22 protein-coding genes are annotated in these 23,946 nt (G+C 55.3%); 12 read left to right on the top strand and 10 right to left on the bottom strand.

The features are described from left to right. Position 1: 1 nt before the first annotated feature. Together HCH_RS00825 and HCH_RS00820 are read left to right on the top strand one after the other, a co-directional pair. Positions 2-1,162 carry a DUF1513 domain-containing protein gene (locus HCH_RS00825; RefSeq protein WP_011394175.1) on the top strand — a complete coding sequence of 387 codons (1,161 nt, stop codon included), beginning with the start codon at positions 2-4 and terminating at the stop codon, positions 1,160-1,162. A 119-nt stretch (positions 1,163-1,281) separates the two neighbouring features. Then, positions 1,282-2,034: a helix-turn-helix domain-containing protein gene (locus HCH_RS00820; RefSeq protein ID WP_011394174.1), complete on the top strand. Its 753-nt coding sequence runs from the start codon at positions 1,282-1,284 to the stop codon at positions 2,032-2,034. Positions 2,035-2,145: 111 nt separating this feature from the next. On the opposite strand, the gene HCH_RS00815 is transcribed toward HCH_RS00820, so the two are convergent. Further along, on the bottom strand, positions 2,146-2,433 hold the full coding sequence (locus HCH_RS00815; RefSeq protein WP_011394173.1) for a hypothetical protein: 288 nt from the start codon (positions 2,431-2,433) through the stop codon (positions 2,146-2,148). Between the two features lie 371 nt (positions 2,434-2,804). On the opposite strand from HCH_RS00815, the gene HCH_RS00810 reads away from it, so the two are divergent. Then, complete coding sequence (locus tag HCH_RS00810; protein ID WP_011394172.1) at positions 2,805-4,457, top strand: ricin-type beta-trefoil lectin domain protein; 1,653 nt, start codon at positions 2,805-2,807, stop codon at positions 4,455-4,457. Between the two features lie 2 nt (positions 4,458-4,459). Here HCH_RS00810 and HCH_RS00805 read toward each other — a convergent pair whose 3' ends face one another. The 4 genes from HCH_RS00805 to HCH_RS00790 form a co-directional block, all read right to left on the bottom strand. Next, positions 4,460-5,257, bottom strand: a complete 798-nt coding sequence (locus HCH_RS00805; protein WP_011394171.1) for a carbon-nitrogen hydrolase family protein — start codon at positions 5,255-5,257, stop codon at positions 4,460-4,462. Positions 5,258-5,364: 107 nt separating this feature from the next. After that, positions 5,365-6,003 (bottom strand): protocatechuate 3,4-dioxygenase subunit beta, encoded by a 639-nt coding sequence (locus tag HCH_RS31995; RefSeq protein WP_011394170.1) that lies wholly within the window; start codon positions 6,001-6,003, stop codon positions 5,365-5,367. 131 nt (positions 6,004-6,134) lie between these two features. Beyond that, complete coding sequence (locus HCH_RS00795) at positions 6,135-7,058, bottom strand: GGDEF domain-containing protein (protein WP_011394169.1); 924 nt, start codon at positions 7,056-7,058, stop codon at positions 6,135-6,137. A 146-nt stretch (positions 7,059-7,204) separates the two neighbouring features. Continuing rightward, positions 7,205-7,960 (bottom strand): nucleotidyltransferase domain-containing protein, encoded by a 756-nt coding sequence (locus HCH_RS00790; protein WP_011394168.1) that lies wholly within the window; start codon positions 7,958-7,960, stop codon positions 7,205-7,207. Between the two features lie 499 nt (positions 7,961-8,459). Between HCH_RS00790 and HCH_RS00785 the strand changes: the two genes are divergently transcribed. The 5 genes from HCH_RS00785 to rtcA all read left to right on the top strand — a co-directional run bounded on the left by HCH_RS00785 (position 8,460) and on the right by rtcA (position 15,557). Beyond that, entirely contained in the window at positions 8,460-9,710 is a 1,251-nt protein-coding gene (locus HCH_RS00785; protein ID WP_011394166.1) for a D-amino acid dehydrogenase, read from the top strand. 224 nt (positions 9,711-9,934) lie between these two features. After that, positions 9,935-11,299, top strand: a complete 1,365-nt coding sequence (locus tag HCH_RS00780; RefSeq protein WP_011394165.1) for an alanine/glycine:cation symporter family protein — start codon at positions 9,935-9,937, stop codon at positions 11,297-11,299. Between the two features lie 177 nt (positions 11,300-11,476). Continuing rightward, complete coding sequence (rtcR, locus tag HCH_RS00775; RefSeq protein WP_011394164.1) at positions 11,477-13,066, top strand: RNA repair transcriptional activator RtcR; 1,590 nt, start codon at positions 11,477-11,479, stop codon at positions 13,064-13,066. Positions 13,067-13,291: 225 nt separating this feature from the next. Next, positions 13,292-14,506 (top strand): RtcB family protein, encoded by a 1,215-nt coding sequence (locus HCH_RS00770; protein WP_085944406.1) that lies wholly within the window; start codon positions 13,292-13,294, stop codon positions 14,504-14,506. A gap of 49 nt (positions 14,507-14,555) precedes the next feature. After that, a complete protein-coding gene (gene rtcA, locus HCH_RS00765; RefSeq protein WP_011394162.1) occupies positions 14,556-15,557 on the top strand; it encodes an RNA 3'-terminal phosphate cyclase in 1,002 nt (333 codons plus the stop codon). A 38-nt stretch (positions 15,558-15,595) separates the two neighbouring features. On the opposite strand, the gene HCH_RS00760 is transcribed toward rtcA, so the two are convergent. The 4 genes from HCH_RS00760 to HCH_RS00745 all read right to left on the bottom strand — a co-directional run bounded on the left by HCH_RS00760 (position 15,596) and on the right by HCH_RS00745 (position 17,667). After that, positions 15,596-15,949, bottom strand: a complete 354-nt coding sequence (locus HCH_RS00760) for a hypothetical protein (RefSeq protein WP_011394161.1) — start codon at positions 15,947-15,949, stop codon at positions 15,596-15,598. Between the two features lie 9 nt (positions 15,950-15,958). Further along, positions 15,959-16,696, bottom strand: coding sequence for a PLDc N-terminal domain-containing protein (locus HCH_RS00755; protein WP_011394160.1), 738 nt, complete (start codon positions 16,694-16,696; stop codon positions 15,959-15,961). Between the two features lie 71 nt (positions 16,697-16,767). After that, positions 16,768-17,112 carry a hypothetical protein gene (locus HCH_RS00750; RefSeq protein WP_011394159.1) on the bottom strand — a complete coding sequence of 115 codons (345 nt, stop codon included), beginning with the start codon at positions 17,110-17,112 and terminating at the stop codon, positions 16,768-16,770. A 318-nt stretch (positions 17,113-17,430) separates the two neighbouring features. Next, a complete protein-coding gene (locus tag HCH_RS00745; protein WP_041598340.1) occupies positions 17,431-17,667 on the bottom strand; it encodes a hypothetical protein in 237 nt (78 codons plus the stop codon). 490 nt (positions 17,668-18,157) lie between these two features. Between HCH_RS00745 and osmF the strand changes: the two genes are divergently transcribed. From osmF to HCH_RS00725, 4 genes are read left to right on the top strand one after another with little or no spacing between them, the layout of a single operon-like run. Continuing rightward, the gene (osmF, locus tag HCH_RS00740) at positions 18,158-19,081 is read left to right on the top strand and encodes a glycine betaine ABC transporter substrate-binding protein OsmF (protein WP_011394158.1); all 924 of its coding nucleotides are present in this window, start codon (positions 18,158-18,160) and stop codon (positions 19,079-19,081) included. Between the two features lie 50 nt (positions 19,082-19,131). After that, positions 19,132-20,265 (top strand): ABC transporter permease, encoded by a 1,134-nt coding sequence (locus HCH_RS00735; protein WP_238384952.1) that lies wholly within the window; start codon positions 19,132-19,134, stop codon positions 20,263-20,265. Further along, the gene (locus tag HCH_RS00730) at positions 20,262-21,329 is read left to right on the top strand and encodes an ABC transporter ATP-binding protein (protein ID WP_011394156.1); all 1,068 of its coding nucleotides are present in this window, start codon (positions 20,262-20,264) and stop codon (positions 21,327-21,329) included. Before HCH_RS00735 ends, HCH_RS00730 begins: the two co-directional genes overlap by 4 nt. After that, the gene (locus HCH_RS00725; RefSeq protein ID WP_011394155.1) at positions 21,329-22,063 is read left to right on the top strand and encodes an ABC transporter permease; all 735 of its coding nucleotides are present in this window, start codon (positions 21,329-21,331) and stop codon (positions 22,061-22,063) included. The genes HCH_RS00730 and HCH_RS00725 overlap by 1 nt, the downstream gene beginning before the upstream one ends. Before the next feature lie 5 nt (positions 22,064-22,068). On the opposite strand, the gene recQ is transcribed toward HCH_RS00725, so the two are convergent. Next, positions 22,069-23,880: a DNA helicase RecQ gene (recQ, locus tag HCH_RS00720; RefSeq protein ID WP_011394154.1), complete on the bottom strand. Its 1,812-nt coding sequence runs from the start codon at positions 23,878-23,880 to the stop codon at positions 22,069-22,071. Positions 23,881-23,946 lie beyond the last annotated feature (66 nt).

The following is a 23,946-nucleotide window of genomic DNA, read 5'->3' as shown; positions in this document are numbered from 1 at the left end:
TATGCGCGCCCAATCCAATCTCCACGCCCAACTTACCTTAACCCGCCGCCAGCTGGCTCGCGGACTGGCGCTTGGCGGACTGGCTATGGCCGCCCCTGCCTGGGCGTTCGGCGCCAAACAAACGACCAACGGCAGCGCCGCCGCGGGCGCGCTGTTCTCATCCGTGAATGGCGCTGGCGGCGACTCCCGTCTGATACTCTGGAGTCTGCAAGGCGACATACTGATGGAGCACGCCCTGCCTGGACGCGGACACGGCGTGGCGCGTCATCCGTCCGGCGAAGAGTTCGTCCTGGTCGGCCGCCGTCCCGCCCGTTTCGCAGCAATAGTGCGCCGCCAGGCGGATGGCGAGCCCAGTTATGAAGAGCTCTCCAGCGCAGAAGACAGACACTTCTTCGGACACGCCTGTTATTCCCGCGATGGTCGCTACCTTTACACCACGGAAAACGATTACGCCAGCGGCCGCGGCGTCATTGGCGTTCGCGACGCCCAGGACGGTTACCGTCAGGTGGGCGAATGGTCCAGCGGCGGAATCGGGCCGCATGAACTGCATTTATCCGCAGACGGCAAAGCGTTGGTGGTGGCCAATGGCGGCATCCTGACTCACCCGGATAATCCACGGGAAAAAATGAACCCTGACGCCATGGAGCCTTCGCTGGCTTATATCGACATCGCCAGCGGAGCGTTATTGGAGCGCTGGGAGCTGGAAGATAAAAAGCTCAGTATTCGCCATTTGGATGTGGCGGACGACGGCGCCGTCTGCTTCGGCTGTCAGTACGAAGGCCCTCCCACGGATACGCCGCCGTTGGTCTATATGCACAAATCCGGCTCGCCAATCCAGGCTGCATCAGCTGAATACAGCCTGTGGCGCAGCCTGAAGAATTACACCGGCAGCGTAGTGATCAATTCACGCCTGCGCGTGGCGGGCGTCACTTCTCCCAGAGGCGACTCCATCACATTGTGGAGCCTGGACGCTCAGAAGTGCGTCGGGAAGATAAGCCTGCCGGACGTCTGCGGGCTCTCATTGACGCCTGACGGCAAAGAGTTCCTGGCCAGCAGCGGCGAAGGGAAAGTCATCCGCGTCGATCCGCTGACGATGAAAGTTGAACAACATTGGTCTGTCGCTGGCACACGCTGGGACAACCACATGACCCTGGCGGGTTAGCCCGCCAGGGTCAGTACGGCCCCAGGGAACGGCTGACGGTAACCCGTTTTCCTCCTCTCTCGACGCCACCCTGTGACAGGGCTATTATTTGGGTCCGCTATCCCCCCGGAAGGATTGTTATGCCGCAGACCATCGCTTTGATCGACACTCTCAAACGCACCCTCAAAGCCCAAGGGAAAACCTACGCTGACGTCGCTGACGCACTGGAGCTATCCGAAGCCAGCGTCAAGCGCCTGTTTTCCGAGCGCAGCTTCTCATTGCAACGGCTGGATCGCGTCTGTGAATTTCTCGGCATCGAAATCTCCGATCTGGTGCGCAGCATGGAAAACAGTTCCGGTGAAATCACTGAACTGACCGAAGAGCAGGAGAAAGAGCTCGCCGCCGATATCAACTTGTTGCTGACCGCCCAATTGTTGCTGAACAAATGGACGTTCAAGGAAATTATTGGCACTTATCAAATCGAAGAGCTGGAAGGCGTGCGACTGCTGGCCAAGCTCGACCGCATGAAACTGATTGAATTGTTGCCGGGCAACCGGGTGAAACTGAAGATATCCCGACATTTCTCCTGGCGGCCACATGGGCCTATACAACAATTCTTTGAGCAACAAGTGCAAAACGAATTTCTGCAGTCGCGCTTTAACAAGAACGGAGAAAGCCGTCTATTCCTGAGCGGAATGCTATCGCGACGTTCCAATGCGGAAATTCAGCGACGCATGCAACGTTTGGCGGCGGAATTTCACGCTTTGGTGGCGGAAGATGAATCCATCCCACTGAATGATAAATTCGGCACCGCTTTCGTCATGGCGATTCGGCCCTGGGAACCGCAATCCTTTACTCGATTGCGTCGTGAGCCGTCTACGAAGAAGTTCTAGGCGCGCCCTGAAAACGCAGCAGGGACCAACTTCACCGCCGGTCCCTGCTAATCAATCATGGGCAATTCCCTGCACACCTAAACTAGGAGGTTACAGGCGCCCTCGCAGGCTTTAATTGTTGCTTCCAAAGTTCTCCCATTTCAAATCCCGCGCTGACGCATCATCATCCATCATAGAGCGGCCATAGCGCATGGTTTTACCATCTTTCATCGTACCGGGTCCCGCTGCAGTGGGTTCACCGTATTCAAGATAAAAATCCGCCACCAGTTGTTCAATGTCCTGGTGCTCAATATTCTCGGCTTTCTGATTTGCGATACTCAAATCGCCCGCGACCGATAAGGAACTGGCCAACGCTAGAGCTAAACCAGCAACAAAGCCTACTGATTGTTTAGTACACATACGTCACCTCCTCAGTTTTTTTGGGAGTCATGTTGTTCCTGCTGCGCCAAAAATTACGGCCTCTTTTTTAGTTTGGACCATAAATTCCGCTTATTGGCGCCCACAAACTGGTTAATTTTTGTTCACAAAAAAGCGTAGGCTTGCGTACGTATTTGTAACAATGTGTGGCATAGCGGATGCATAGCTACGCAGCCCAACTGCCGCTTATTTTGTGACCCGCCAAGCATTTCACACCCCTTGCATTGGAAGAAAATAGAACACTTTGTAACCTTATCTTTGTATCCGTCCGGTTAAGCCCTGTATCTAGGTTGTAACCTGGACCGGATATAAAAAGCCCCTGGCAAAATAACGATAAGATAGGGATACCTCTCATGAAAAAACTCGCATACGCCGCAGCGATTGCGGCGGCCGCGTCTTCGGTCTGCGCCAACGAGATTGAAGACTTCCGCAATAGCTGGACTTACCGCGCTCTGACGCATCAACGCACCCTGGACCTGGGAGAACCGCTGGGCCGCGCCAACTTTCCTTATACACATAACAGCTATAACTCATCCGCTTACGCCAACCTGGGCAGCTACTGGGACCCCAACCATATTTACAGTCTGGTGGATCAACTGGATATGGGCATACGCGCTTTGGAGCTGGACGTTCATTACACCTACGGTGACCTGAAACTATGCCACGGCGCCAACGACCACACTGGCTGTTCCGCTTTTGACCGCCGCTTCGAGGACGGCCTGAAAGAAGTCGCGACCTGGTTGCGACAGGACGGCAACCGCGGTGAAGTGTTGATCATCTATCTCGAAGAACATGTGGACGGCCGCTACGATGACGCTGTGGCGGCGTTAAACCGGCAAATGGGGGATTTGATCTACAAACCGGGAAGCTGCGCTACGCTGCCCATGAATATCAGTAAGGCGGACATTCTCAATAGCGGCAGGCAAGTGCTGTTGATTGGCGGTAATTGCGGTTCGGACGCCTGGGCGCAGACGGTCTACAATTACGGTTTTCCCACTGACAACGATCACTTTCACCCCTATCCCGAATGCCGCACGGATAAATACGACCTTAACTTCGTGCAGAATAATCTGGTTCGCATCTTTGAGGACAGCACCCGCCTGTCCGATGTATTCGGCGACCCGCCGCAGCCGATCACTCCGGAATTAATGGCGCAGGCCGCACGTTGCAGTCTGGGCGTCGTTGGCCTGGACCAGCTGAAAGCCTTTGACGAGCGTATGACCGCCGCAGTATGGAGCTGGGATCAGAATGAGCCCAACAACGCCAATAACAACGAGCATTGCGCCGAGCAATGGGGCAATGGCCGCTTCAATGACGCCGCCTGCACTAATGCGCGCCCGTTCGCCTGTTACAGCAAAACCCACGACGCCTGGGCGGTTACGCAGAGCAACGCAATCTGGGAACAGGGAGAATTCTTCTGCCAACAGGAATTCGGCGGCGATTATCGCTTCGCCACGCCGAAAAACGGCTACCAGAACCAACTGCTGCAGAACGCCAAGGCCGAGCAGGGCTACGCCAATGTGTGGCTGAACTACTCTGACTTGGCGCAAGAAGGGGTCTGGGCGCCGGGCGATCAGCCTGCCGTCACTCTGCCGGGAGACGATGGCGCCGTGGTTTGGCGCAAGCTGCGCAATGACAAAGGAAAGTGCCTGGACCTTGAGGGCCGTGAGACCCATAACGGCGTGGAGATCCATCAATGGTCCTGTCACGGCGCCGACAGTCAGCTATGGTGGAAGGATCAATACGGCATGATCCACGCAAAATCGGCCCCGGACAAGTGCATCGACGTATCCGGAGCCGATACGGAGAAAGGAGCCCGCATCGTACTATGGAATTGCCATGGCGGTCCCAATCAGGTCTGGCTGCAGGGTCCCAGCAACAGCTTCCGTATCTCTAACGCCACAAACATGGCGCTGGACATCAAAGACCCATTCTGGGGCGATGGTCAACGCGCGCATCTGTGGGAGTATCACGGCGGCAAATCTCAACGCTGGAGCTGGGACTGACCTCAGGCCTTCTCCAGATCCCGTTCAGGGGCGTAGCGCCGGGCGTTAACCCCGGTGGCGTCCCTGACGTCGATATTGATCACCAACGCTCCCACTTCCGCATATGGCTGATAGGCCACACAAGCGCCGTCCGGCGCAATTAACGTCGTGGCGGAGCCCTGATAGTCCATGGCGTAATTGACGCTGGCGAAAAATACCGTGTTTTCGATAGCGCGACATTGCATCGCCCGCTCGTAGAATGGGTTTTCCAACTTTCCCCATTGCGTCAGCTTCACTCCTTTGAAATGACTGCCTGTAAAATGAGGATGAAACACGATCTTGGCGCCGCGACTGGCCGCCCATCGCACCGTTTCCGGACAGCGCCATCCTTCATGGCTGATCACAATGCCGAACTTCACGCCATCCGCATCGAACAGCTGACGCCGGGCCCCCGGGATGAAATACGCCTCCTCCCCCTGCTCAAGATGATTCTTCGTCTGTTTCCCCAGCAGCACGCCACGACGATCCACCACAAAGGCGACATTACGACGCCCTTCCGGGGCTGGCCATTCCATGGGAAGTATGATGTTAATGGAAGTTTTACGCGCCAGATCGCAGATCCGATCCAGCGCAGACTGCATTTTCCTGGGCGAGCAGTTTTCGACTTTGAAGTCCATGCCTCGAATTCCCGGCACATAAGCTTCGGGAAAACATATCAGATCCACTTTCGAAAGAGTCGCCTCCGTGACCAGACGGTCCACCCACTGCAACGCATTATCGACAGACTTCGGGATCGGCGGAGATGCCAATGCAATTTTCATATATCAATCCTTTTGTATGCGTACGTCCTTTTTTATAAACCCGTCGACGCGCGTCCAGGCGCGCCACGAGCTGTGTACAGCTTGGCGGTGTAAATCAACTGCAAAAGTTACTGCAACGGCTTTAAAACCACATTAAAGACGCCGACCCGAATGCCTTTGCGGTCAAGGGGGAAGTCCAGCCAACGGCAGCGTTCCGGGTTACGGTCAACCACATCCGTAGACGCCTGCGCGCTGTTCTGGTCCTCTCGCCAATAACTTTGCGTCGTCAACGCACGGTACCCCGGCGCGCTGAACTTCCAATGGATATGCCTGCGGCGACCGCCATAGGTTCCCGGAACGATACTATGGAACGCATAGCGGCCTGAAACGTCGGTATATCCAACGCCACGCAGGTTCACTGCATCCAGAGAGTACTCACTGACGTCACCGTCGCCGGCGGGGTGATAGCGGCCATCGCCATCCGCGTGCCAGATCTCCACGCGCGCTTCCGGCAAAGGAAGATCGCCCAGTGGGCCTCCAAGTACTATTCCCTCCACCCTCATCAAGCGACCAGGAAAGTTGCGGTAGTTGATATAGGCGGTTTCTCTCGCGTTACGCACATAAAAGGGACCTTCCGGCGCCGCCTGCGTGACGCCGCAGGAACCGTTTTCAAGATCATCCGCATGCGCTCCACGCCAGGGCCACAACGACGCCCCCAGCAAAAGCTTGAGAAAAACGCGTCTGTACAGCGCAGTCTCAGCGTTCATGAGACGTCCTCCATGGCCGCAAGTGAAAGGCAAGTTGGATAAAGGTCGTCTTATCCGTTCAACCAGCAGTTAGTCCAAGTATAGTTCGCGTCGACGCGCAAGTGCGAAAGGTGAGCTAAAACAAATCGCCGTCAGGCGACGGCTTCGTGGTTCTTGGAGGCCGCGACGCGGTTGCGGCCGCCCTTGATGGCCCGATACAGGGCGTGGGTGGCCCGCTTGATAGTGTCATGAAGGTCTTCATTGCGGATAAGCTGGGCGCAGCCGATGCTAACGCTGTAGCGCACATCGTAGCTGGTGGGTTTGCATTGCTCAAACAGTTGCCGAATGCGCTCCGCGACCACCACTGCGCCATTGAGGTCTGTGGCAGGCAACCCGATCACGAATTTTTCACCGCCGTAACGCCCGAGAATATCCACCTCGCGAATCACGTTCTTGATGGTTTCCGCCAGGAAAATCAACGCCTCATCCCCCGCTTCCGGTCCGAAGTTGTCGTTGATCCAGATAAAGTGATCACCGTCGAGCACCAGGAAACTGAACTCCTCCTTGTAGCGGCGACAATGCTTCACCATTTGCGTGCACCGTTCTTCAGCAAATCGCCAATTCAGCACCTTGGTGACCGGGTCATACATAATCAGCTCTTTCACCCGCTCTGCAAAAATGCGCGTTTTCCAGATGTAATATCCAAGCACGACAAGACTCATCAGCAATAGCAAGACGGGGATAGTGCGTAAAATCGCCGTGAACATAAATGTGGATGAGGGATTGCGACGAACCAGCCAAAGCTGACCGCCCGGCAAGGGAGTAACGTAGACCACGTCGCCATCGAGCGCACGGTGTTGCGGCTCGGCAGTGAATATCTCTGGCGGCAACCCCTGAGGCTGTGAGGGAGAGACCAGCGTCTGCGCGTCTGGGTCGGGATTGAGTCCCAGCCATTCAACTTCCGCTGAGCGCCGGTGATACCAATACGCCAGGACAGTCAGAATCGTCAACGCCAGGACGACGCCTCCCACCACGAGCTTGTTGAGTTGCCTCTTGTTATTGCTATCTGTTTGCACCCACCGGTTCTCAACTGCTAAATGGCTCAGATTTAAAGAGAATTCTGATGAAAGTATAGCCGAAATGCGCGCTGCGCCAATGCTTTGCAGTAATAGAAGGGGATGTGAAGAGAAGGGCCGGAAAAGTCCGGCCCTGATTGCAGGGTCTATGCGGCGTTTAGCATCTGCATGAAAACTCGATCAATGGTCTCCAGATCGAGTTTGTCCACAGCGTCAAAACGCACTGCCTCCAGCGCCTCAAACTGACCATCCGCAAAGCAGTCTATCGCTGTGACAGGTTTGATGACTTCCTTTTCATTCCCCTTCGCCTTGCGCTCCAGCAATGCATCCACTTCCGCCACTAACGAACCGCCGCCCAACATACGCGCCTTCAATTCATAGAAGCGCACCGGCGGAGGCGTCCTATGCTCCGCCACCCACATCGCGGCCAGCAACGTCCGCAACATATAGGCATAGCGTTTGGCGTTGACCTCGCCCGCAGCCAATCTCTCACGCTCCTTGCGCGCCATGGAGAAGTAGTGATGAAACAACGTGACGGGACGCGCGGAAAGCGACGCCACATATTTCATCTGCGCGAGAAACACAACGTCCCGGCTATAAACAATTGGCGAATTCAGCCATTCCTGCAACGTCGCCGAACCGCTGCGTAATAGCGTCAACGCCTTGCTGATATCCCAGCCGTTAACGTCCAGTTCATCCACAATGGGAAGCTCAATTACATCCCGTCGTTTGCCTAATGATAAATAATGAGACAGTGGACGTTGATAGATAAATCTAACGTCATAGTCACTATCCCGGGAAGCGAATCCCCAGGCCCGGCTGCCTGATTCACAAGCGTAGAGCACTCTGACATCGTGCTCCCACTCGATCCGCTCCAGAGTTTCCTGTATCCGCTTTTCCATTGTCGCCACTCCTGTTTTTACTTCTGATATAAGTGGACGCGGTGGGACTCGAACCCACAATAACCATGACTTCGGGCATTACTCCGAATGGTCTCGGTATTACCCTTCACCGGCTGCGCAACCCGTTTGCCGGCGGCTCGCCTTTTCGCCTTCGCGTCCTTTGTTCGACCCCGTCAATTACAAAGAACGCGCCAATCTTTCCAACAGAAAGGAATTACTTTCTAAGCAATTGTTTTTTAAGGATATAATTTCGGTTAAGCTGAGATTAGAGTTATTCACGCAATCCAAGTATCAAGAACAAGCTATCTAATGGAATAGATAGTTATCTTTTTAGATCGGATCATTTTATATACAAATCCGCTGGCGCAACCCCAAATTTTCCATGTACAACTATGGGAATTACTTATGCAGATTTATATACGGTTGTTATTTAATGGCGCAGCCTGCGCGTGCAGCGAGCCACGCAGCGAAGTCAAAGCAGAGACAACAAGGACAATAAATGCGTGTAATTATCCTGGGCAGCGGCGTCATCGGCGTTTCCACCGCATACCATCTGGCCCAGCTCGGGCATGAAGTGACTGTTGTCGACCGACAATCCAGTCCTGCCTTGGAAACCAGTTACGGCAACGCCGGCGAAATCTCACCCGGTTGCTCTGCGCCCTGGGCGGCCCCGGGGATTGCTTTGAAAGCAATTAAGTGGCTGTGTATGAAGCACCGTCCTCTGGTTGTCCGCCCCACCCTGAATCCCGATCTATGGCGCTGGACAGCGCAATTTCTTGCTAACGCCAATTCTCACCGCTACAACCTGAATAAATCTCGGATGTTGCGACTGGCCGAATACAGCCGCGACGTACTCAAACAACTGCGTGTTGAGACCGGCGTCCGTTACGACGAACGCAGTCGCGGCACGATTCAACTATTCCGCAAGCAGCAACAAGTCGACGCCGCACTGGCGGACACCCGTATTCTGGAATCCTTTGGCGTTCCTTATGAACTGCTGGATCGCGATGGCTGCATTAAGTACGAACCAGGACTCGCCACTGTCAGAGACAAAATCAGCGGCGGGCTGCGTTTACCTGGCGATGAAACCGGGGATTGCTTCAAATTCACACAAGCCTTAGCCGCACTGGCGGAAGAAAAAGGCGTCGTTTTCAAACAGGGCGTTACCATCCATGGGCTGGAGAAGAGCGGCGATGCGATCCTGTCCGTACAAACGGGTCAAGGCGCGCTGCAGGCGGACGCCTATATCGTCGCTCTCGGCAGCTATACCCCTCTGCTATTGAAGCCTTTGGGGCTCAGAGCGCCCATCATTCCAGTGAAAGGTTATTCGATTACCCTGCCGGTCAAAAATCCAAACCGGGCTCCAGAGTCGACGCTGCTGGACGAAACCTACAAAGTCGCCGTCACCCGCTTGGGCGACCGTATCCGGGTCGGCGGAACGGCGGAATTGGCCGGTTACGACCTGCGCCTGCATCAGGCAAGAAAGAGCACGTTGGAGTTTGTGGCGGACGACCTGTTCGGAACCGGTTACGCCAATGGCGAAGCCGAATTCTGGACCGGGCTGCGCCCCATGACTCCAGACGGAACCCCCATCGTGGGGGCGACGCCTATTAATAAACTTTATGTCGCCAGCGGCCACGGCACTTTGGGCTGGACCATGGCGGCGGGAACGGGACGCGTCATGGCGGATATTGTATCCGGACGCCAACCTGAGATTGACACTGAGGGACTGGGAATAGACCGCTACTGATAACCACTGCTATGTGAGGGACCGTCGCTGGCGGATGGAGCTCCGCCTCGCCGCCGTTCTCAATGAACGGCGAACCATTGGACGCACGCTTGATCCACATCCTGTGTCTGGCGCGCGCCGGGAGCTGTGACCCGGCGTGACGCCGCGTCTTACAAAAAACGTATGGGAAGCAGCGCAGCGCCCCCCATAGCGCAGCCTGACAAATAAAGAGAGGAGAAGATCCCTTGGAAACTATTCATAACCTGGTATCCGACCTGAATGATTTCGTATGGGGCCCCCCCATGCTCATTCTTATTCTGGGCGTAGGGCTGTTTTTGCAATTCCGTTTGAAGTTCATGCCCTTGTTCACGCTCAAACTGGGCCTGCAGTTGGTATGGAGAGGTCGTAAGCCGGATACCCGCGATCCGGGAGAAATCAGTCCTTTCGCCGCGCTGATGACAGCATTGGCCGCCACTGTCGGAACCGGAAATATCGCCGGCGTGGCGACGGCTCTGGCCCTGGGTGGACCAGGAGCGCTGTTCTGGATGTGGGCCACCGCCCTGGTCGGCATGGCGACCAAGTACGCGGAAGTGGTGCTGGCGGTGCGCTTCCGGGAAAAAGACGAGAATGGCGAATACGTTGGCGGCCCCATGTACGCCATCAAAAACGGCCTGGGCCCCAAATGGGCCTGGCTGGGCGGCGCTTTCGCACTGTTCGGCGGTCTGGCGGGATTCGGCGCTGGCAACATGGTGCAGTCCAACAGCATCGCGGAAGTGATGAGCACTTCCTTCGACATTCCCGCCGCCGCTTCCGGCGTCGTGATGACCGTGTTGATCGGCTTCGTGCTGCTCGGCGGCATCAAACGCATTGGCGCAGTGGCTCAGGCGCTGGTGCCCACCATGTGTATTTCCTATATTCTCTGCGCCTTCTATATTCTTTTCACTTTCTCTGACCGCATCCCTCACGCCTTCGACCTGATTTTCACACACGCCTTTTCTCCCACCGCCGCAACAGGCGGATTCGCCGGCGCCGCCGTCATGATGGCGATTCGCTACGGCGTGGCCCGAGGCATCTTCTCCAACGAGGCAGGCCTTGGCACCGCAGGCATCGCGCAAGCGGCGGGAAAAACCTCTGATCCGGTCACCTCGGGCCTGATTGGCATGATGGGCACTTTTATCGACACGATCATCGTTTGCACCCTGACCGGCCTGGCGTTGATCGCCAGCGGCGTCTGGGAAAGCGGCGTGTCAGGCGCGGCGCTCACCGCCAGCGCGTTTGCAGCGGCGATGCCGGGGTTCGGCGAATATTTGCTGGCGATCCAGTTGATCGTATTCGCCTTCACCACCATTCTGGGTTGGGCCTACTACGGCGAAAAGTGCTGGGAATACCTGATGGGCTCCGCCGCGATTATTCCTTATCGCCTGCTGAGCACCCTGTGCGTCATGATTGGCGCCTTGGCGCAGTTGGAGTTCGTCTGGCTGATTGGCGATGTCTTCAACGCCTTCATGGCCATCCCCAATCTATTGTCGCTATTGCTGTTATCGCCCATTCTGGTCAAGTTGACCAATGAGCACTTCGCCACCGTCAAAATGGCGGCGGTTAGATCTTAACGATCTCATAAACCCCTGTGGCCGCCTTTGCGCGGCCTTTTTTTATACTCATCCATAGACTTCCCGCCCCTCTCCAACTTAATCCCTACAAACATACACTCCAGCTATCAAGTTGCCTTCCTCTCGGCCTTCGGAGAATATGATCGCTGTCTGTAACCATTTATCGAAAAAGATCATATGAAAAACGTAGTCATCGGCCTGTTGGGCGCCACCATGGATAAACGCGGCAAGGGGCCTGCGCGCTGGGAGACATGGAGGCCGACCGTCGGCATATTCATGCAACAGGACCTGCTGATTGATCGCATCGAGCTGCTGCATGACGCCAGAGACTCACGCCTGGCCAATAACGTGGGCGCGGATATCGAGACTGTATCGCCGGATACAGAAGTGAGCCTGCGCCAAATCAGTTTCAGCGATCCCTGGGATTTCGAACAGGTTTACAGCACCCTGCTGGATTTCGCCGAAAACTATCCTTTCAAGCCAGATGAAGAGCGTTATCTACTGCATATCACCACCGGCACCCATGTTGCGCAGATTTGCTGGTTCCTGCTATGTGAGGCGAATTATATCCCCGCGCAGATTTTGCAGACTTCTCCAGACCGGGGCGAGCGCGTCGCCGCCGGCAAATATCACCTGATAGATCTCGACCTCTCCAAATACGACGCCATCAGCTCCCGCTTCAAGCGCCAGCAACTGGAAGGAACGGAGTTTCTCAAGTCAGGCATCGCTACCCGTAACGCCCGCTTCAACGCCATGATCCAGCAGATCGAGAGAGTGGCTATACGCTCTCAGGCGCCGATTCTGATCACCGGCCCTACAGGAGCAGGCAAATCCCAGCTCGCTGGCAAGATTTTTGAGCTGAAGAAAATCCGCGGCTCCGTGAAAGGCGAATTTGTGTCGATCAACTGCGCCACGCTACGTGGCGACAGCGCCATGTCGGCGCTGTTCGGTCATAACAAGGGCGCATTCACCGGCGCGCAAACCGCACGCAAGGGCCTGCTCGCCAAGGCCGATCAGGGACTGTTGTTCCTGGATGAAATCGGTGAGCTAGGCCTGGATGAACAGGCGATGCTGCTGCACGCCATTGAAGAGAAGCGCTTCTACCCCGTCGGTTCCGACAATCCTGCGCACAGCGACTTCCAGCTTATTGCCGGCACCAATCGCGACCTGCAGAAGCAGGTCGACAACGGCAGCTTTCGGGAGGATCTGCTGGCCCGCATCAATTTGTGGAGTTATGAACTGCCCGGGCTGAAAGACCGACGCGAAGACATAGAGCCCAATCTGGACTATGAGCTACAAAAAGCCGAGCAGCAGTTAGGACATAAGGTCAGCTTCAATAAAGCCGCGCGAGCGAGATTTCTGCATTTCGCCCAACAACCGGACTCCTTATGGCAGGGCAATTTCCGCGACCTGAATGCCTGTGTACAGCGCATGGCTACGCTATCCGAAGGCGGCCGCATCAACGAGACGCTGGTGGATGAAGAGTGCGAACGCCTGCAACATTTTTGGCGGCGTAGCGGCGCTCATGAGTCCCTGCCGTTACTGGAGGATTATCTGTCCCCAGGACAAATGGCGGAAATCGATACCTTCGACCAATATCAATTACGCAGCGTGATTGCGCTTTGCCGTAACAGCCGCTCTTTGTCAGAGGCGGGACGCCAGCTCTTCAATCGCTCTCGATTGCGTAAAAGCTCCAGTAACGACTCCCACCGGCTGCGGCAGTATCTGAACAAATTCGACCTGGAGTTTGACAATCTGAAATCATAAGTATCTATCAAAATAGATAATTTACTAAAAATCCGAATCTTATAACAAAAATAATTTTCGTTAATTTTCATACACTTATATATAAAATAAAAGTTGGCCCGCGTTTTGTAATAGTAATGGCATCGAGATGTACCTGCTGAAAGGCGTCTCCCCAAATACAGCTGATCCGGGACATGAGAGTCCCACCAAAAAGGTTTGAGAATGATGCAAAGCACGAAACCCCAAATGCCATATGAAGTTACTAACGTAGAAAAAGGCGTTCCAATCAAAAGCTGGACTATCGGCGTTCCGTTCGAGCCGGAAGCGCGCAAACAATTGAAAAACATTGCGTCCCTGCCGTTCATTCATAAGTGGGTGGCTGCGATGCCGGACGTACACTTAGGTAAGGGCGCAACCATCGGCTCTGTTATTCCCACTTCCGGCGCTATTATTCCCGCTGCCGTGGGAGTGGATATCGGTTGCGGTATGATGGCGGTGAAAACCAACGTGCATGCAACGCAATTGCCGGACTCTCTGGGACCGCTGCGTAGCGCGATAGAAGCGGCGATACCCCATGGTCGTCAACCAGGACGCCGCGATCGGGGTTCCTGGCATGATATCCCGGAAGATGTGGGCGCGCGTTGGACTCACGAGCTGGCGGATCGTTTCAAAATCCTGTGCGAAAAGCACCCGGTTTTGAAAAACACCAACAACGTGAACCATCTGGGAACCCTGGGAACGGGTAACCACTTCATCGAAGTGTGCCTGGATGAGAACAACGATGTGTGGATTATGCTGCACTCCGGATCACGCGGAGTTGGGAACCGTATCGGCGAGCACTTCATCAAGCTGGCGAAGAAGGAAATGGAGCGCTTCTTCGTAAACCTGCCAGATAAAGATCTGGCGTATCTGGCGGAGGGAACCGATTACTTCAACGATTATGTACAGGCTGTAGGTTGGGCGCAGGATTTCGCGCGCATCAACCGTCAGGCGATGATGCAACGGGCGCTGAACGCCCTGGCGACTACCTTGAACAAGCCGGTTATCGCCGAGCTGGAAGCGGTGAACTGCCACCATAACTATGTGCAAAAGGAAAACCACTACGGGAAAAACGTGTGGTTGACCCGTAAGGGCGCGGTAAGCGCGCAGGAAGGCCAACTGGGGATTATCCCAGGCAGCATGGGAGCCCGCTCCTACATAGTGCGCGGAAAAGGCAACGCGGAAAGCTTCTGTAGCTGTAGCCACGGCGCAGGAAGAGTGATGTCTCGAACCGAGGCGAAAAAGCGCGTATCCGTAGAAGAGCACGCGCGCGCCACAGCGCATGTGGAATGCCGAAAAGACGCGGCGGTTGTGGACGAAACGCCTTCCGCTTACAAAGATATCGACGCCGTGATGGCGGCGCAGTCCGACCTGGTTGAAGTCGTGCATACCCTGAGACAGGTTGTGTGCGTAAAAGGTTGAAGAGAGGCGGCTTCACGCCGCCGGTGCTATTAGTTGTACGGTATTTATAATGGATAAAGTTGTAATAGACGGACGCATGGGCGAAGGCGGAGGGCAGATTTTGAGATCGTCCCTGACCCTGGCCATGTTGTACGGCAAAGAAATAGAAATAAATCATATACGCGGCAAGCGCCCCAAACCGGGTCTGATGCGTCAACATCTGACTTGCGTTAAGGCCGCCCAGACGATATGCAACGCAAAAGTAGACGGGGCGGAGCTGGGCTCCTCCCGCTTGACGTTCAAGCCCGGCCCGATAAAAGGCGGCAATTACAAATTCGATGTAGGCAGTGCAGGCAGCACGACGCTGGTGTTCCAGACAATATTATTGCCTCTGTTACAAGCGGAAGGGGTTTCCACTGTCGAATTCGGCGGCGGCACTCATAACCCTTTCGCACCGCCTCTTACGGAAATTGAGCGCTCCTTTCTACCGTTGTTGCGGGACATGGGCGCCCGTATCGAAATAGAAGCAGAACGCTGGGGCTTTATGCCCGCGGGCGGCGGTAAATGGCGTATTCGCATACAACCCGCAGCGTTACGACCGATTGAACGCGTTAAGCGGGGCGAGCTGAACCACAGCCGCTTGACTGCCTATTGCTACAACATTCCCGGTAAGGTCGGCGAGCGGGAAGTACAGGCTTATCTCTCGTTGCGCGAACATCCCGTGCATGAATCACGGCAGCGCAAACCGGAAGCGGGCTGCGCCGGCAACCTGTTGGCGGTGGACCTGCAGTTCGATGACCATCGTATTTGTATTTCCGAATTGGGTCAGGTGCGGCGTCGAGCGGAGCTGGTTTCCAAGCTGCTCAGCCAGAAGGTGAAGTCCTATTTGGACAGCAAGGCGGTGCTGGATGAACATCTAACGGATCAAATGATGCTGCCAATGCTGATAGCGGGTGGCGGCAGGTTTTCCATCGCAGAGTGGTCTTTGCATGCGGAGACCAATGCGGAAGTGATCGAACTGTTCACGTCACGCAAAATAGAGTGTGACGGCGCCATCATGTGGATGGAGTGATGAAGCTATTAACTAATGGAGAGGAGCCCCGCCTCTCCTTATTTTGATTGCAGCTTACTCTTGTATGAATCTTCTTGATATTGCTCTCGGGATGCCTGTTTCCATTCTTCAAGAAAGCCCGCTTTGGTTAGATAGCCATAAACATGATTGAACAACCTATACATCCAGAATTGCAGGTCGTCGATGTCGACAACAGTGCGCCCCGCATTATCGTCTTCAACCGCCAGATCTGTCATCTCCCAAAAGCAAGCCGCCACCCGTAAGGCCTCCTCAGACGTGGCAATCTCCGCCTGCGAAGACATCACCGCCACCACATAATCATCCCCCAACCTCCGCGCATAATGCAGCGCCAGAACTTGTGCGTTCCGAGTATGTTCAGAAAACTCAATCACGCGAATCTATCAACCCGTATACTCCTGCTTCGCCAGCTTCAACCATTTCTTATGATAAGAGTGGTAGTGTCTGCCGGATACCTTCGCTTTTTCCAGGATCTTTTTGAACTGCTCCTGCGAATCTCTTTCCCTGCCTTGGGCTTTCAAGAACATCCCGAACCAATAACTGGCTTCGGGGCCGGGGAAGTATGCTTCCAGCGCCTCGAATTCATGTTGCGCTGCCGAGGTTTCGTTCAGTTCCGCCAACGCCCGGGCGTAAAGTAGATGCGCTTCCGCGTTTTTGAAATCAGGGTTGTGGCGGATCAGATCGTCCATCACAGAGCGGACTGCGCCAAAGTTTTTCAGACCAAACTCCGAACGGGCCAGGCCGTACATGATGTGTGGATCAGTCTGATGAATTCCCTTCAGGGACTTTTCATACATCGCTTTGGCTTCACCGAACATTCCCTTAGCCAACCACTCTTCCGCCAGCCGCATAGACGTTTCCACGCTATCGGTTATGGAGTAATTGAAGGCCGCCTGTTTGACCGCCTTGTCGGGATTCACAATAGACTGCATCTTGCGCTGCGCGTTTCTACCCGTGCGGCTTCCCGCCAGTTCCGGCAGCACTTCCACCAGTAAATAAGCGACAGAACCTGCGAAGGGCAACATGACCACAATCCAGATCCAGGTTGTACTACGGCCTGTCTTAACAATGTGCACCACCAGGGCGACTTGAAAAATAATGGATAAGGCGAAAATAGGCATTTCTAACTTCTTACTCTATAACATCAGGTAAATAGAATTGCTCAGACGGTTGGCTTCGAATAAACGACAGTCTAAACCGGCGATTGCAACATCAGATGCAGGGGATACATGGCGTAAACCAAGCCGCCTGCAACTGACAGGGACACTCCCGCCACCGCGCCCAACAGCCTCTGCGTGGGTCTTTTCACTATGGCGAAAATCAACAGTGCGGCGCACAGCAAAGGAGGCCACCAGGAGCTTTGCTTAAATGCAAACGCCCATTGGGACCAGGCTGGCGCAGCGCCGTACAGGGAGTTGAAAAAATCTAAGAATTGCTTCGGCGCATCAGTATTCATCCAATACCAGGACACAAACACCTGCACGAAAATGCCGGCGCACGCCAGAAACGCAAACAGAAATGAAGTGAGTTTTTGCATAAACCAACGCTTTGATATCTAAATCCTATAAACGCCGTTAGCAAGAAATGCGATTGACCGGCGCTCTCCCTGAAGTGGGGGGTGAAAAATTTCCGCGCATTCTAACCGATATTTAATAAAAGAGTTCGTAATTACTTCAAAATTACGGTGGGCGGTCTGTGACGTCGTTCATTAAAAGTGAAAAAGCATAGGCATGCTTAGAGAGGCGTTGCGAACGAAGAGGAAAAGCTAAAGACGGGATCTAAGTACTATAAGTATTAAAGTGAAGGCGAGGACATATAGATAGCGCCGCAACCTTTCTGGCTGCGGCGCGGTGGTCTATATCTTCGTCAATTCAGGTATCGGAAGAGGCGTCTCCGCCCTTTCACGGGCAGGACGCTTACGTTCGATAGTGGACTCTGGGTTCACCATTGGCTGCAGGCCTTTTCCGCTGATTCGCTCCATTCCGATATCTCTCAGCAAGTGGTCGCTCATACCATACAGGCCTTCGATACGTGGAGTTCCAACAAAAATACGACGTGCGGCAGCGTTAATGCGAACGAAAAACTTTTTCATCGTGTATTCCTCGGTTATCGCCGGGAACACATCGGGAAGGAAGGGTATTATGGGTATGGGTACTTCAGATGCATATCCAACCAGCCGCGATGAGTTCCGCGGCTGATAGATAGTATTTAGTGGTTCGTCAGCACACGGAAAGCTAAGGAGACAGAGCAACCTTGAGTAGATCGCAGATCCTTGGCTCTTTTTTGATGAGTTGATTGAGTCATCATGTGGCTCCCCCTCGCGTTTTTCGCATGTGCTGAGCGGCTATAAAACTCCATTTTATTGCGCCATGTCAACCACTTATATCCATAGTCTCGGTTTTCGCATACTGCATCTCACAAACTACCAATCCCATTCCGCATTGCCGGGCCAAGGTTGAATCAAGACGCGCCATGGGGGACACTGCTGCCTCCTGACAGGAAAAAGTGGGCGCATCAAACGAATGAGATCCTCATGCCGCTTCCCTGATTGAATTACCGACCTGACCGACAGGAGACATATCGTGAACCGCAAGAGCAGACTTGGACGACTTGCCGCCGCCCTCGTACTGGGCCTGTCCATCGCCACTCACGTCGCGGCCAAAGACAAGATTGTCGTCGCTTCTAAAATCGACACGGAAGGCTCCGTGCTCGGCAACATGATTCTGCTTCAGCTGGAAAAAGCCGGCTATGAGGTAGAAGACCGCATCCAATTGGGCGCCACCAAAATCGTCCGCACCGCGCTGATCAATGGCCAGATAGACGTTTATCCGGAATACACGGGAAATGCGGCCTTCTTCTTCGATATGGCGGACAGCCCGGTTTGGAAGGACCCGGCCAAAGCCTACGCCACCGCAAAAGAAAAAGACCTTGCCGCCAATAATTTAGTCTGGCTGCATCCCGCTGACGCCAACAACACCTGGGCGATTAGCGTACGCGGCGATTTGGCTCGAGAACAAAAACTGGCGACCCTGGATGACCTTTCCCGTTTTCTGAAAGATGGCGGAGAAATAAAGCTCGCCGCCAGCGCAGAGTTTGTGGAATCTGAGTTCGCCCTGCCCGCCTTTCAGAAAGCCTATGGCTTTCAACTGAGCGCCGACCAGTTGTTGGTATTATCCGGCGGCAACACCGCCGCGACTATACGCGCCGCCGCCCTGCGCACCAACGGCGTCAATGCGGCGATGGCGTATGGAACTGATGGCGGTCTGAGCGCTCTGGATATGGTGGTGTTGCAGGACCCGCGCAATGTGCAGCCGGTCTATGAGCCCGCAGCGGTGATCCGCGGCGAAGTGCTGAAAGCAAATCCTGACATCGGTCCAATGATTGACGCGATATTCGAAAAGCTCGACCTGACTACGCTACAACGCCTCAACGCCGACGTCGCCGTAAATGGTCTGGACCCCAAAGAAGTCGCCCGGGAGTTTCTACAATCCGCCGGACTGCTCTGACCCACACATCTCCGACGAGAAACAACAGCGCGCTGTCTGGCGCAAACCGTGTGACGCTATCCATGTCCGTCCTGGCCATAGTCGCGCTGCTGTTTCTGGATTTCGCATCCTTTCAACCTAATCGCATACTTCCTGGCGAAGGCGTTGCGTTAACGAATGCGCTTTCCCTGCAGTGGAGCCTCCCCATTTTCGGCGGAGCCGTCGCCATCGCCTTTTTATCTTGGCGCCCCACATACAACGCTTATCTCGTCATGTTGTTGACGGCGACTACAGTGATCGCCTTATTGCCGGTGATGGCGGGCGTATTCGGCCTGGAACGCGCAGCCGAAGGCCTGCGCCATGGCCGTGCAGCGCTGGGTGGCGGCTTCTGGCTCGCTGGCTTTTTTATGGCGCTGATCGTGGTTGAAGCCTGTCATAAGTTACAGGCTGGCGTCTGGCTGAAACTGGCCAGCGTCATAGTCGTGGGCGGGGCCATTGCTATCGCCTATCACTATGGCGCACTGGAAAAGTTATCCCTGGCGCAGGAGTTTCATGTCAGACAACGGCAGTTTGTCACGGAGATGGGCGCGCATTTCAGCTTGGTTTTCTGGTCAATGCTGCCCAGCGCACTGATGGGCATGGCGCTCGCCATCTGGGCGACGCGTTCGGAAAAGGCCCGGCGCGGATTATTCGGCGTGCTAAGCGTGCTGCAGACCATCCCGAGCCTGGCGCTTTTCGGACTATTGATCGCGCCTCTGAGTTACCTCGCCAACGAGTTTGAGTGGCTGCGCGCTATCGGCGTTCAGGGCATTGGCTTCACCCCGGCCTTGATCGCACTGATTGGCTACAGTCTATTACCTATGACCCGTAACGCTTACGTCGCTCTCACCGGAACCCCTGAACCCGTTCTGGAGGCTGCGCGCGGCATGGGCATGAGTGAAAGCCAGGTATTCCTGCAGGTGCGCCTGCCATTGGCGGCTCCCGTGATTCTGGAAGGACTGCGCATCATGACCGTGCAAACCATCGGCCTTACCGCCGTCGCCGCGTTAATCGGCGCCGGCGGTATGGGAACCTTCATTTTTCAGGGCTTGGGACAGGCGGCGATGGATCTGGTGCTGTTAGGCGCCATTCCCACCATTTTGTTCGCGCTTACCGCAGACGCTCTATTCGCATTTTTGACCGCCACAACCCGAGGCGCCCCATGATCCGACTGGACAACGTATCCATGCAATACGGCGAGCATTACGCCGTACGCAACCTCTCTTTAGATATCGCCAGCGGCGACTTTTGCGTGCTGGTAGGCACCTCTGGCTGTGGCAAGTCCACCACGCTAAAAATGATCAACCGACTGGCGGAGCATAGCAAAGGCCGCATTCTGATCAATAACCAGGAAATCGCCAGCTTCGAGATCAACACGCTGCGCCGACGGATTGGCTACGCCATTCAAAGCATCGGTCTGTTTCCACACTGGAACGTAGCGAAAAATATCGCCGTGGTCCCTCGCCTACTTAAATGGGAACCGCAACGCATACAAAATCGGGTTAATGAATTACTGGAGCTTTTCGCCCTCGATCCCGCCATTTTCGCCGAAAAAATGCCTCATGAATTGTCAGGAGGACAAGCGCAGCGGGTTGGCGTCGCGCGCGCGCTGGCGGCGGACCCGGACATTCTGCTCATGGACGAACCCTTCGGCGCCCTCGACCCTATCACCCGGGAAAGCCTGCAGGAAGAGATGCTGCGGATTCAATCGCAGATTAAAAAAACCATCGTATTCGTTACCCACGATATTGAAGAAGCATTGAAGCTCGCCACCCGTATTGTGGTGATGGACGCAGGTCAGATAGTCCAGTACGACACACCGGAAAATATTCTGCACCGCCCCGCGAACCCCTTCGTCGAGAATATTATCGGCAGCCAGGACCGGGGCCTGAAAGCGGCGTCCTGCAAGCAGGTGCGCGAAATCATGCGCCCCGATCCGCCCCGTATACAAGGCGTAGCGCCCCCATGCCAGGGCGCAGGCAGACTGTGGGCCGTTGATGGCGCGAACGCGCCGGTGCGATTACTGCAGGCAACCGTGGACGGCGACGCCAGCTATCGTTGGCGGGAAATCGACGTTACGCCGGACATGGGTCTGCAGGCGGAAGACAGCGTCAAACTGGCGATCTCCAAAATGCTGTGGCGAAAAGTAGGCGCACTGCCGGTCCTGTCGCCTGACGGGGCGCTATTGGCGGAAGTTCGTATGGCGGACCTGGTGGGAGGTTGCGCCTGATGTGGCGAGCCACCGCCACTTATTTGCCCTGGAGGGCATTGGCGCCCGTCCTGCTATTAATCCTGTGCGCCAGTTTGTTCCCCCATATGGAAGTGCTGTTTCGCTGGCTGCAGCCAGACTCCGCCCAGGTGATTTATGACCGCGACAGCTTTTGGCGGTTACTACTGAGCCATGCCGGTCTGGTATTGCTGTCCGGGGCTATCGCCACGGTGGTTGGCGTCGTTTCCGGCATATTGGTGACTCGGGAATCCGGACGGGATTTCCTGCCTCTGGTGAACAACGTCGCCTCCATTGGTCAGACTTTTCCTCCCGTCGCCGTGCTCGCGCTGGCGGTTCCCATGACCGGCTTCGGCGGCGCGCCCACCGTCGTCGCCCTGACGCTTTACGGACTGCTGCCTGTGGTGCGTAACACGATTGCGGGTCTGGAAGGCGTCTCCGGCGCAGTGCTGGAGGCGGCGCGCGGCATGGGCATGTCGCCGTCGCAAGTGTTGTGGAAGGTGGAGCTGCCCCTCGCCTTCAAAGTGATCATGGCGGGCGTACGCACTTCTGTGACCATTAACATCGCCACCGCCGCTATCGGCTCCACCATCGGAGCCAAAACTCTCGGCGACCCTATTGTGGCGGGCTTGATCAACGGCAATACCGCCTATGTGCTACAGGGCGCTATTCTGGTGGCTTTGCTGGCTGTGGCGGCGGACGCCATTTTCGAACGTATAGAAAACGCCTCCGCCTGACAGGTTCAAGCGTTGCGGACAATTTCCATGAAGTCTTCACCATAGCGCTCCAGCTTGCTCTTACCGACGCCGTTGAGAGCCAGAAACTCCATGTCGTTCTGAGGACGATGGCGCAGGATTTCCATCAGCGTGGCGTCATGGAAAATCATATAAGGCGCCACGCCCTGCTCCTCCGCCAACTCTTTGCGGCGGATACGTAAAGCATCCCATAGAGGCAGATCTTCCTCACGCAAAGATTCGCCGCTGCGTTTCGGCGCCTTAGTCATAACTTCTTTAACGTCTCGCCGTAACCGCACTTCCTGTTCGCCCCGTAATATGGGCCGACAGGCCTCCGTAAGCTTCAGGGCGCCAAAGCCATCCAGATCCACATTCAACAGCCCCCGCGCGGTCAACTGGCGCAGTACCGAACGCCATTGCGCCACATCCAGGTCTTCGCCAACGCCGAAGGTAGGAAGGCGCTCATGACCGAATTGTTTCACCTTGTCGGTCAGTTCGCCTCGCACTACATCAATAAGATGATTGACGCCAAAGCGCTGCCCCGTGCGATAAATACAGGACAGAACTTTCTGCGCCGCCACCGTCGCATCCCAGGTTTCCGCTGGGTTCAGACAAGCGTCGCAGTTGCCGCATTGCTCAGGCGCCGTCTCGCCAAAATAGCGTAACAGCGCCCGGCGACGGCAGCTGACAATCTCACAGAGTCCCAGCATGGCGTCGAGCTTCTGCCTCTCCGCTCGTTTGAATTGCTCTGCGCCGGGAGAGCCTTCCATCATTTGCCGCAGTTTGATTACATCCTGCAGCCCGTAAGCCATCCAGGCGGTGGACGGTAGCCCGTCACGGCCTGCGCGTCCGGTTTCCTGATAATAGGATTCAATGCTTTTGGGGAGATCCAGGTGGGCGACAAAGCGCACATCCGGCTTATCAATCCCCATACCGAAAGCGATGGTGGCCACTACAATAACGCCGTCTTCCCTTAAAAATCGCTGCTGATGTTCCTGTCGCACATCCGCCGGCAAGCCCGCGTGATAAGGCAATGCGTTGAAGCCTTCCTTGCGCAGCCATTCCGCCACTTGCTCGACTTTATTGCGGGATAAGCAGTAAACAATGCCTGCATCGTTGGCGTGTTCAGCCCGTAAAAAACGCAATAACTGCTGCCGTGCGTTTTGTTTCTGGGTGATGCGATATTGAATATTGGGACGGTCAAAGCCGCTGATAAAATGCTGCGCTTCCGTCAGCCCCAGGCGTTCGGCGATTTCTTTTCTGGTGCGTTCGTCGGCGGTGGCGGTCAACGCCACCCGGGGCACATGAGGGAATCGCTCCTGCAACAAGTTAAGCTGGAGATAATCGGCGCGGAAATCATGCCCCCATTGCGACACACAGTGCGCTTCGTCAATGGCGAATAGAGAGATTGGCGTGCGTTGCAGCAACTCCAGCGTGCGCTCCTGGGTCAAACGCTCTGGCGCGATATAGAGCATGTCCAGCTCCTGGTCCAACAGCGCGCGCTCCATATCCCGCAACTCCGCCAGGCTGAGACTGGAATTCAGGAAACCCGCGTTAACGCCGACCTGTCTCAGCGCGTCCACCTGGTCCTGCATCAATGCGATCAAAGGGGAAATCACCACCCCCACGCCATCACGCAAGATAGCGGGAATTTGATAACACAGCGATTTACCGCCGCCGGTAGGCATCAAAACCAGGGCGTCCCGACCAGCCATCAGTTCCCCGATGACGGCTTCCTGCGGGCCACGAAAAGCGTCGTACCCGAATAAAGTCTGCAAAGCCTGCAGTGGCGATTGAAGAGAAGATGATATGCGATTCATAGCCGCGCATTATACAGGTTGCAGCCTGGGCTCACAGTAGAGATAACCCTGGCGGGCTACCTCCTT

The sequence above is a fragment of the Hahella chejuensis KCTC 2396 genome (genome assembly GCF_000012985.1).
Taxonomy (GTDB): Bacteria; Pseudomonadota; Gammaproteobacteria; order Pseudomonadales; family Oleiphilaceae; genus Hahella; species Hahella chejuensis.
This window is presented reverse-complemented; position numbering and strand designations above follow the sequence as displayed.

What these genes read in the sequence shown, in the direction of transcription:
- rtcR (WP_011394164.1), top strand. Translation starts at nt 11,477, where the DNA reads ATGAAAAACGTAGTCATCGGCCTGTTGGGCGCCACCATGGATAAACGC.
- HCH_RS00725 (WP_011394155.1), top strand. Translation starts at nt 21,329, where the DNA reads ATGTGGCGAGCCACCGCCACTTATTTGCCCTGGAGGGCATTGGCGCCC.
- HCH_RS00790 (WP_011394168.1), bottom strand. Translation starts at nt 7,960, where the DNA reads ATGGAAAAGCGGATACAGGAAACTCTGGAGCGGATCGAGTGGGAGCAC.
- HCH_RS00730 (WP_011394156.1), top strand. Translation starts at nt 20,262, where the DNA reads ATGATCCGACTGGACAACGTATCCATGCAATACGGCGAGCATTACGCC.
- HCH_RS00755 (WP_011394160.1), bottom strand. Translation starts at nt 16,696, where the DNA reads ATGCCTATTTTCGCCTTATCCATTATTTTTCAAGTCGCCCTGGTGGTG.
- HCH_RS00805 (WP_011394171.1), bottom strand. Translation starts at nt 5,257, where the DNA reads ATGAAAATTGCATTGGCATCTCCGCCGATCCCGAAGTCTGTCGATAAT.
- HCH_RS00820 (WP_011394174.1), top strand. Translation starts at nt 1,282, where the DNA reads ATGCCGCAGACCATCGCTTTGATCGACACTCTCAAACGCACCCTCAAA.
- recQ (WP_011394154.1), bottom strand. Translation starts at nt 23,880, where the DNA reads ATGAATCGCATATCATCTTCTCTTCAATCGCCACTGCAGGCTTTGCAG.
- HCH_RS00770 (WP_085944406.1), top strand. Translation starts at nt 13,292, where the DNA reads ATGCCATATGAAGTTACTAACGTAGAAAAAGGCGTTCCAATCAAAAGC.
- HCH_RS00815 (WP_011394173.1), bottom strand. Translation starts at nt 2,433, where the DNA reads ATGTGTACTAAACAATCAGTAGGCTTTGTTGCTGGTTTAGCTCTAGCG.
- HCH_RS00750 (WP_011394159.1), bottom strand. Translation starts at nt 17,112, where the DNA reads ATGCAAAAACTCACTTCATTTCTGTTTGCGTTTCTGGCGTGCGCCGGC.
- HCH_RS00825 (WP_011394175.1), top strand. Translation starts at nt 2, where the DNA reads ATGCGCGCCCAATCCAATCTCCACGCCCAACTTACCTTAACCCGCCGC.
- HCH_RS00745 (WP_041598340.1), bottom strand. Translation starts at nt 17,667, where the DNA reads ATGAAAAAGTTTTTCGTTCGCATTAACGCTGCCGCACGTCGTATTTTT.
- HCH_RS31995 (WP_011394170.1), bottom strand. Translation starts at nt 6,003, where the DNA reads ATGAACGCTGAGACTGCGCTGTACAGACGCGTTTTTCTCAAGCTTTTG.
- rtcA (WP_011394162.1), top strand. Translation starts at nt 14,556, where the DNA reads ATGGATAAAGTTGTAATAGACGGACGCATGGGCGAAGGCGGAGGGCAG.
- HCH_RS00785 (WP_011394166.1), top strand. Translation starts at nt 8,460, where the DNA reads ATGCGTGTAATTATCCTGGGCAGCGGCGTCATCGGCGTTTCCACCGCA.
- HCH_RS00810 (WP_011394172.1), top strand. Translation starts at nt 2,805, where the DNA reads ATGAAAAAACTCGCATACGCCGCAGCGATTGCGGCGGCCGCGTCTTCG.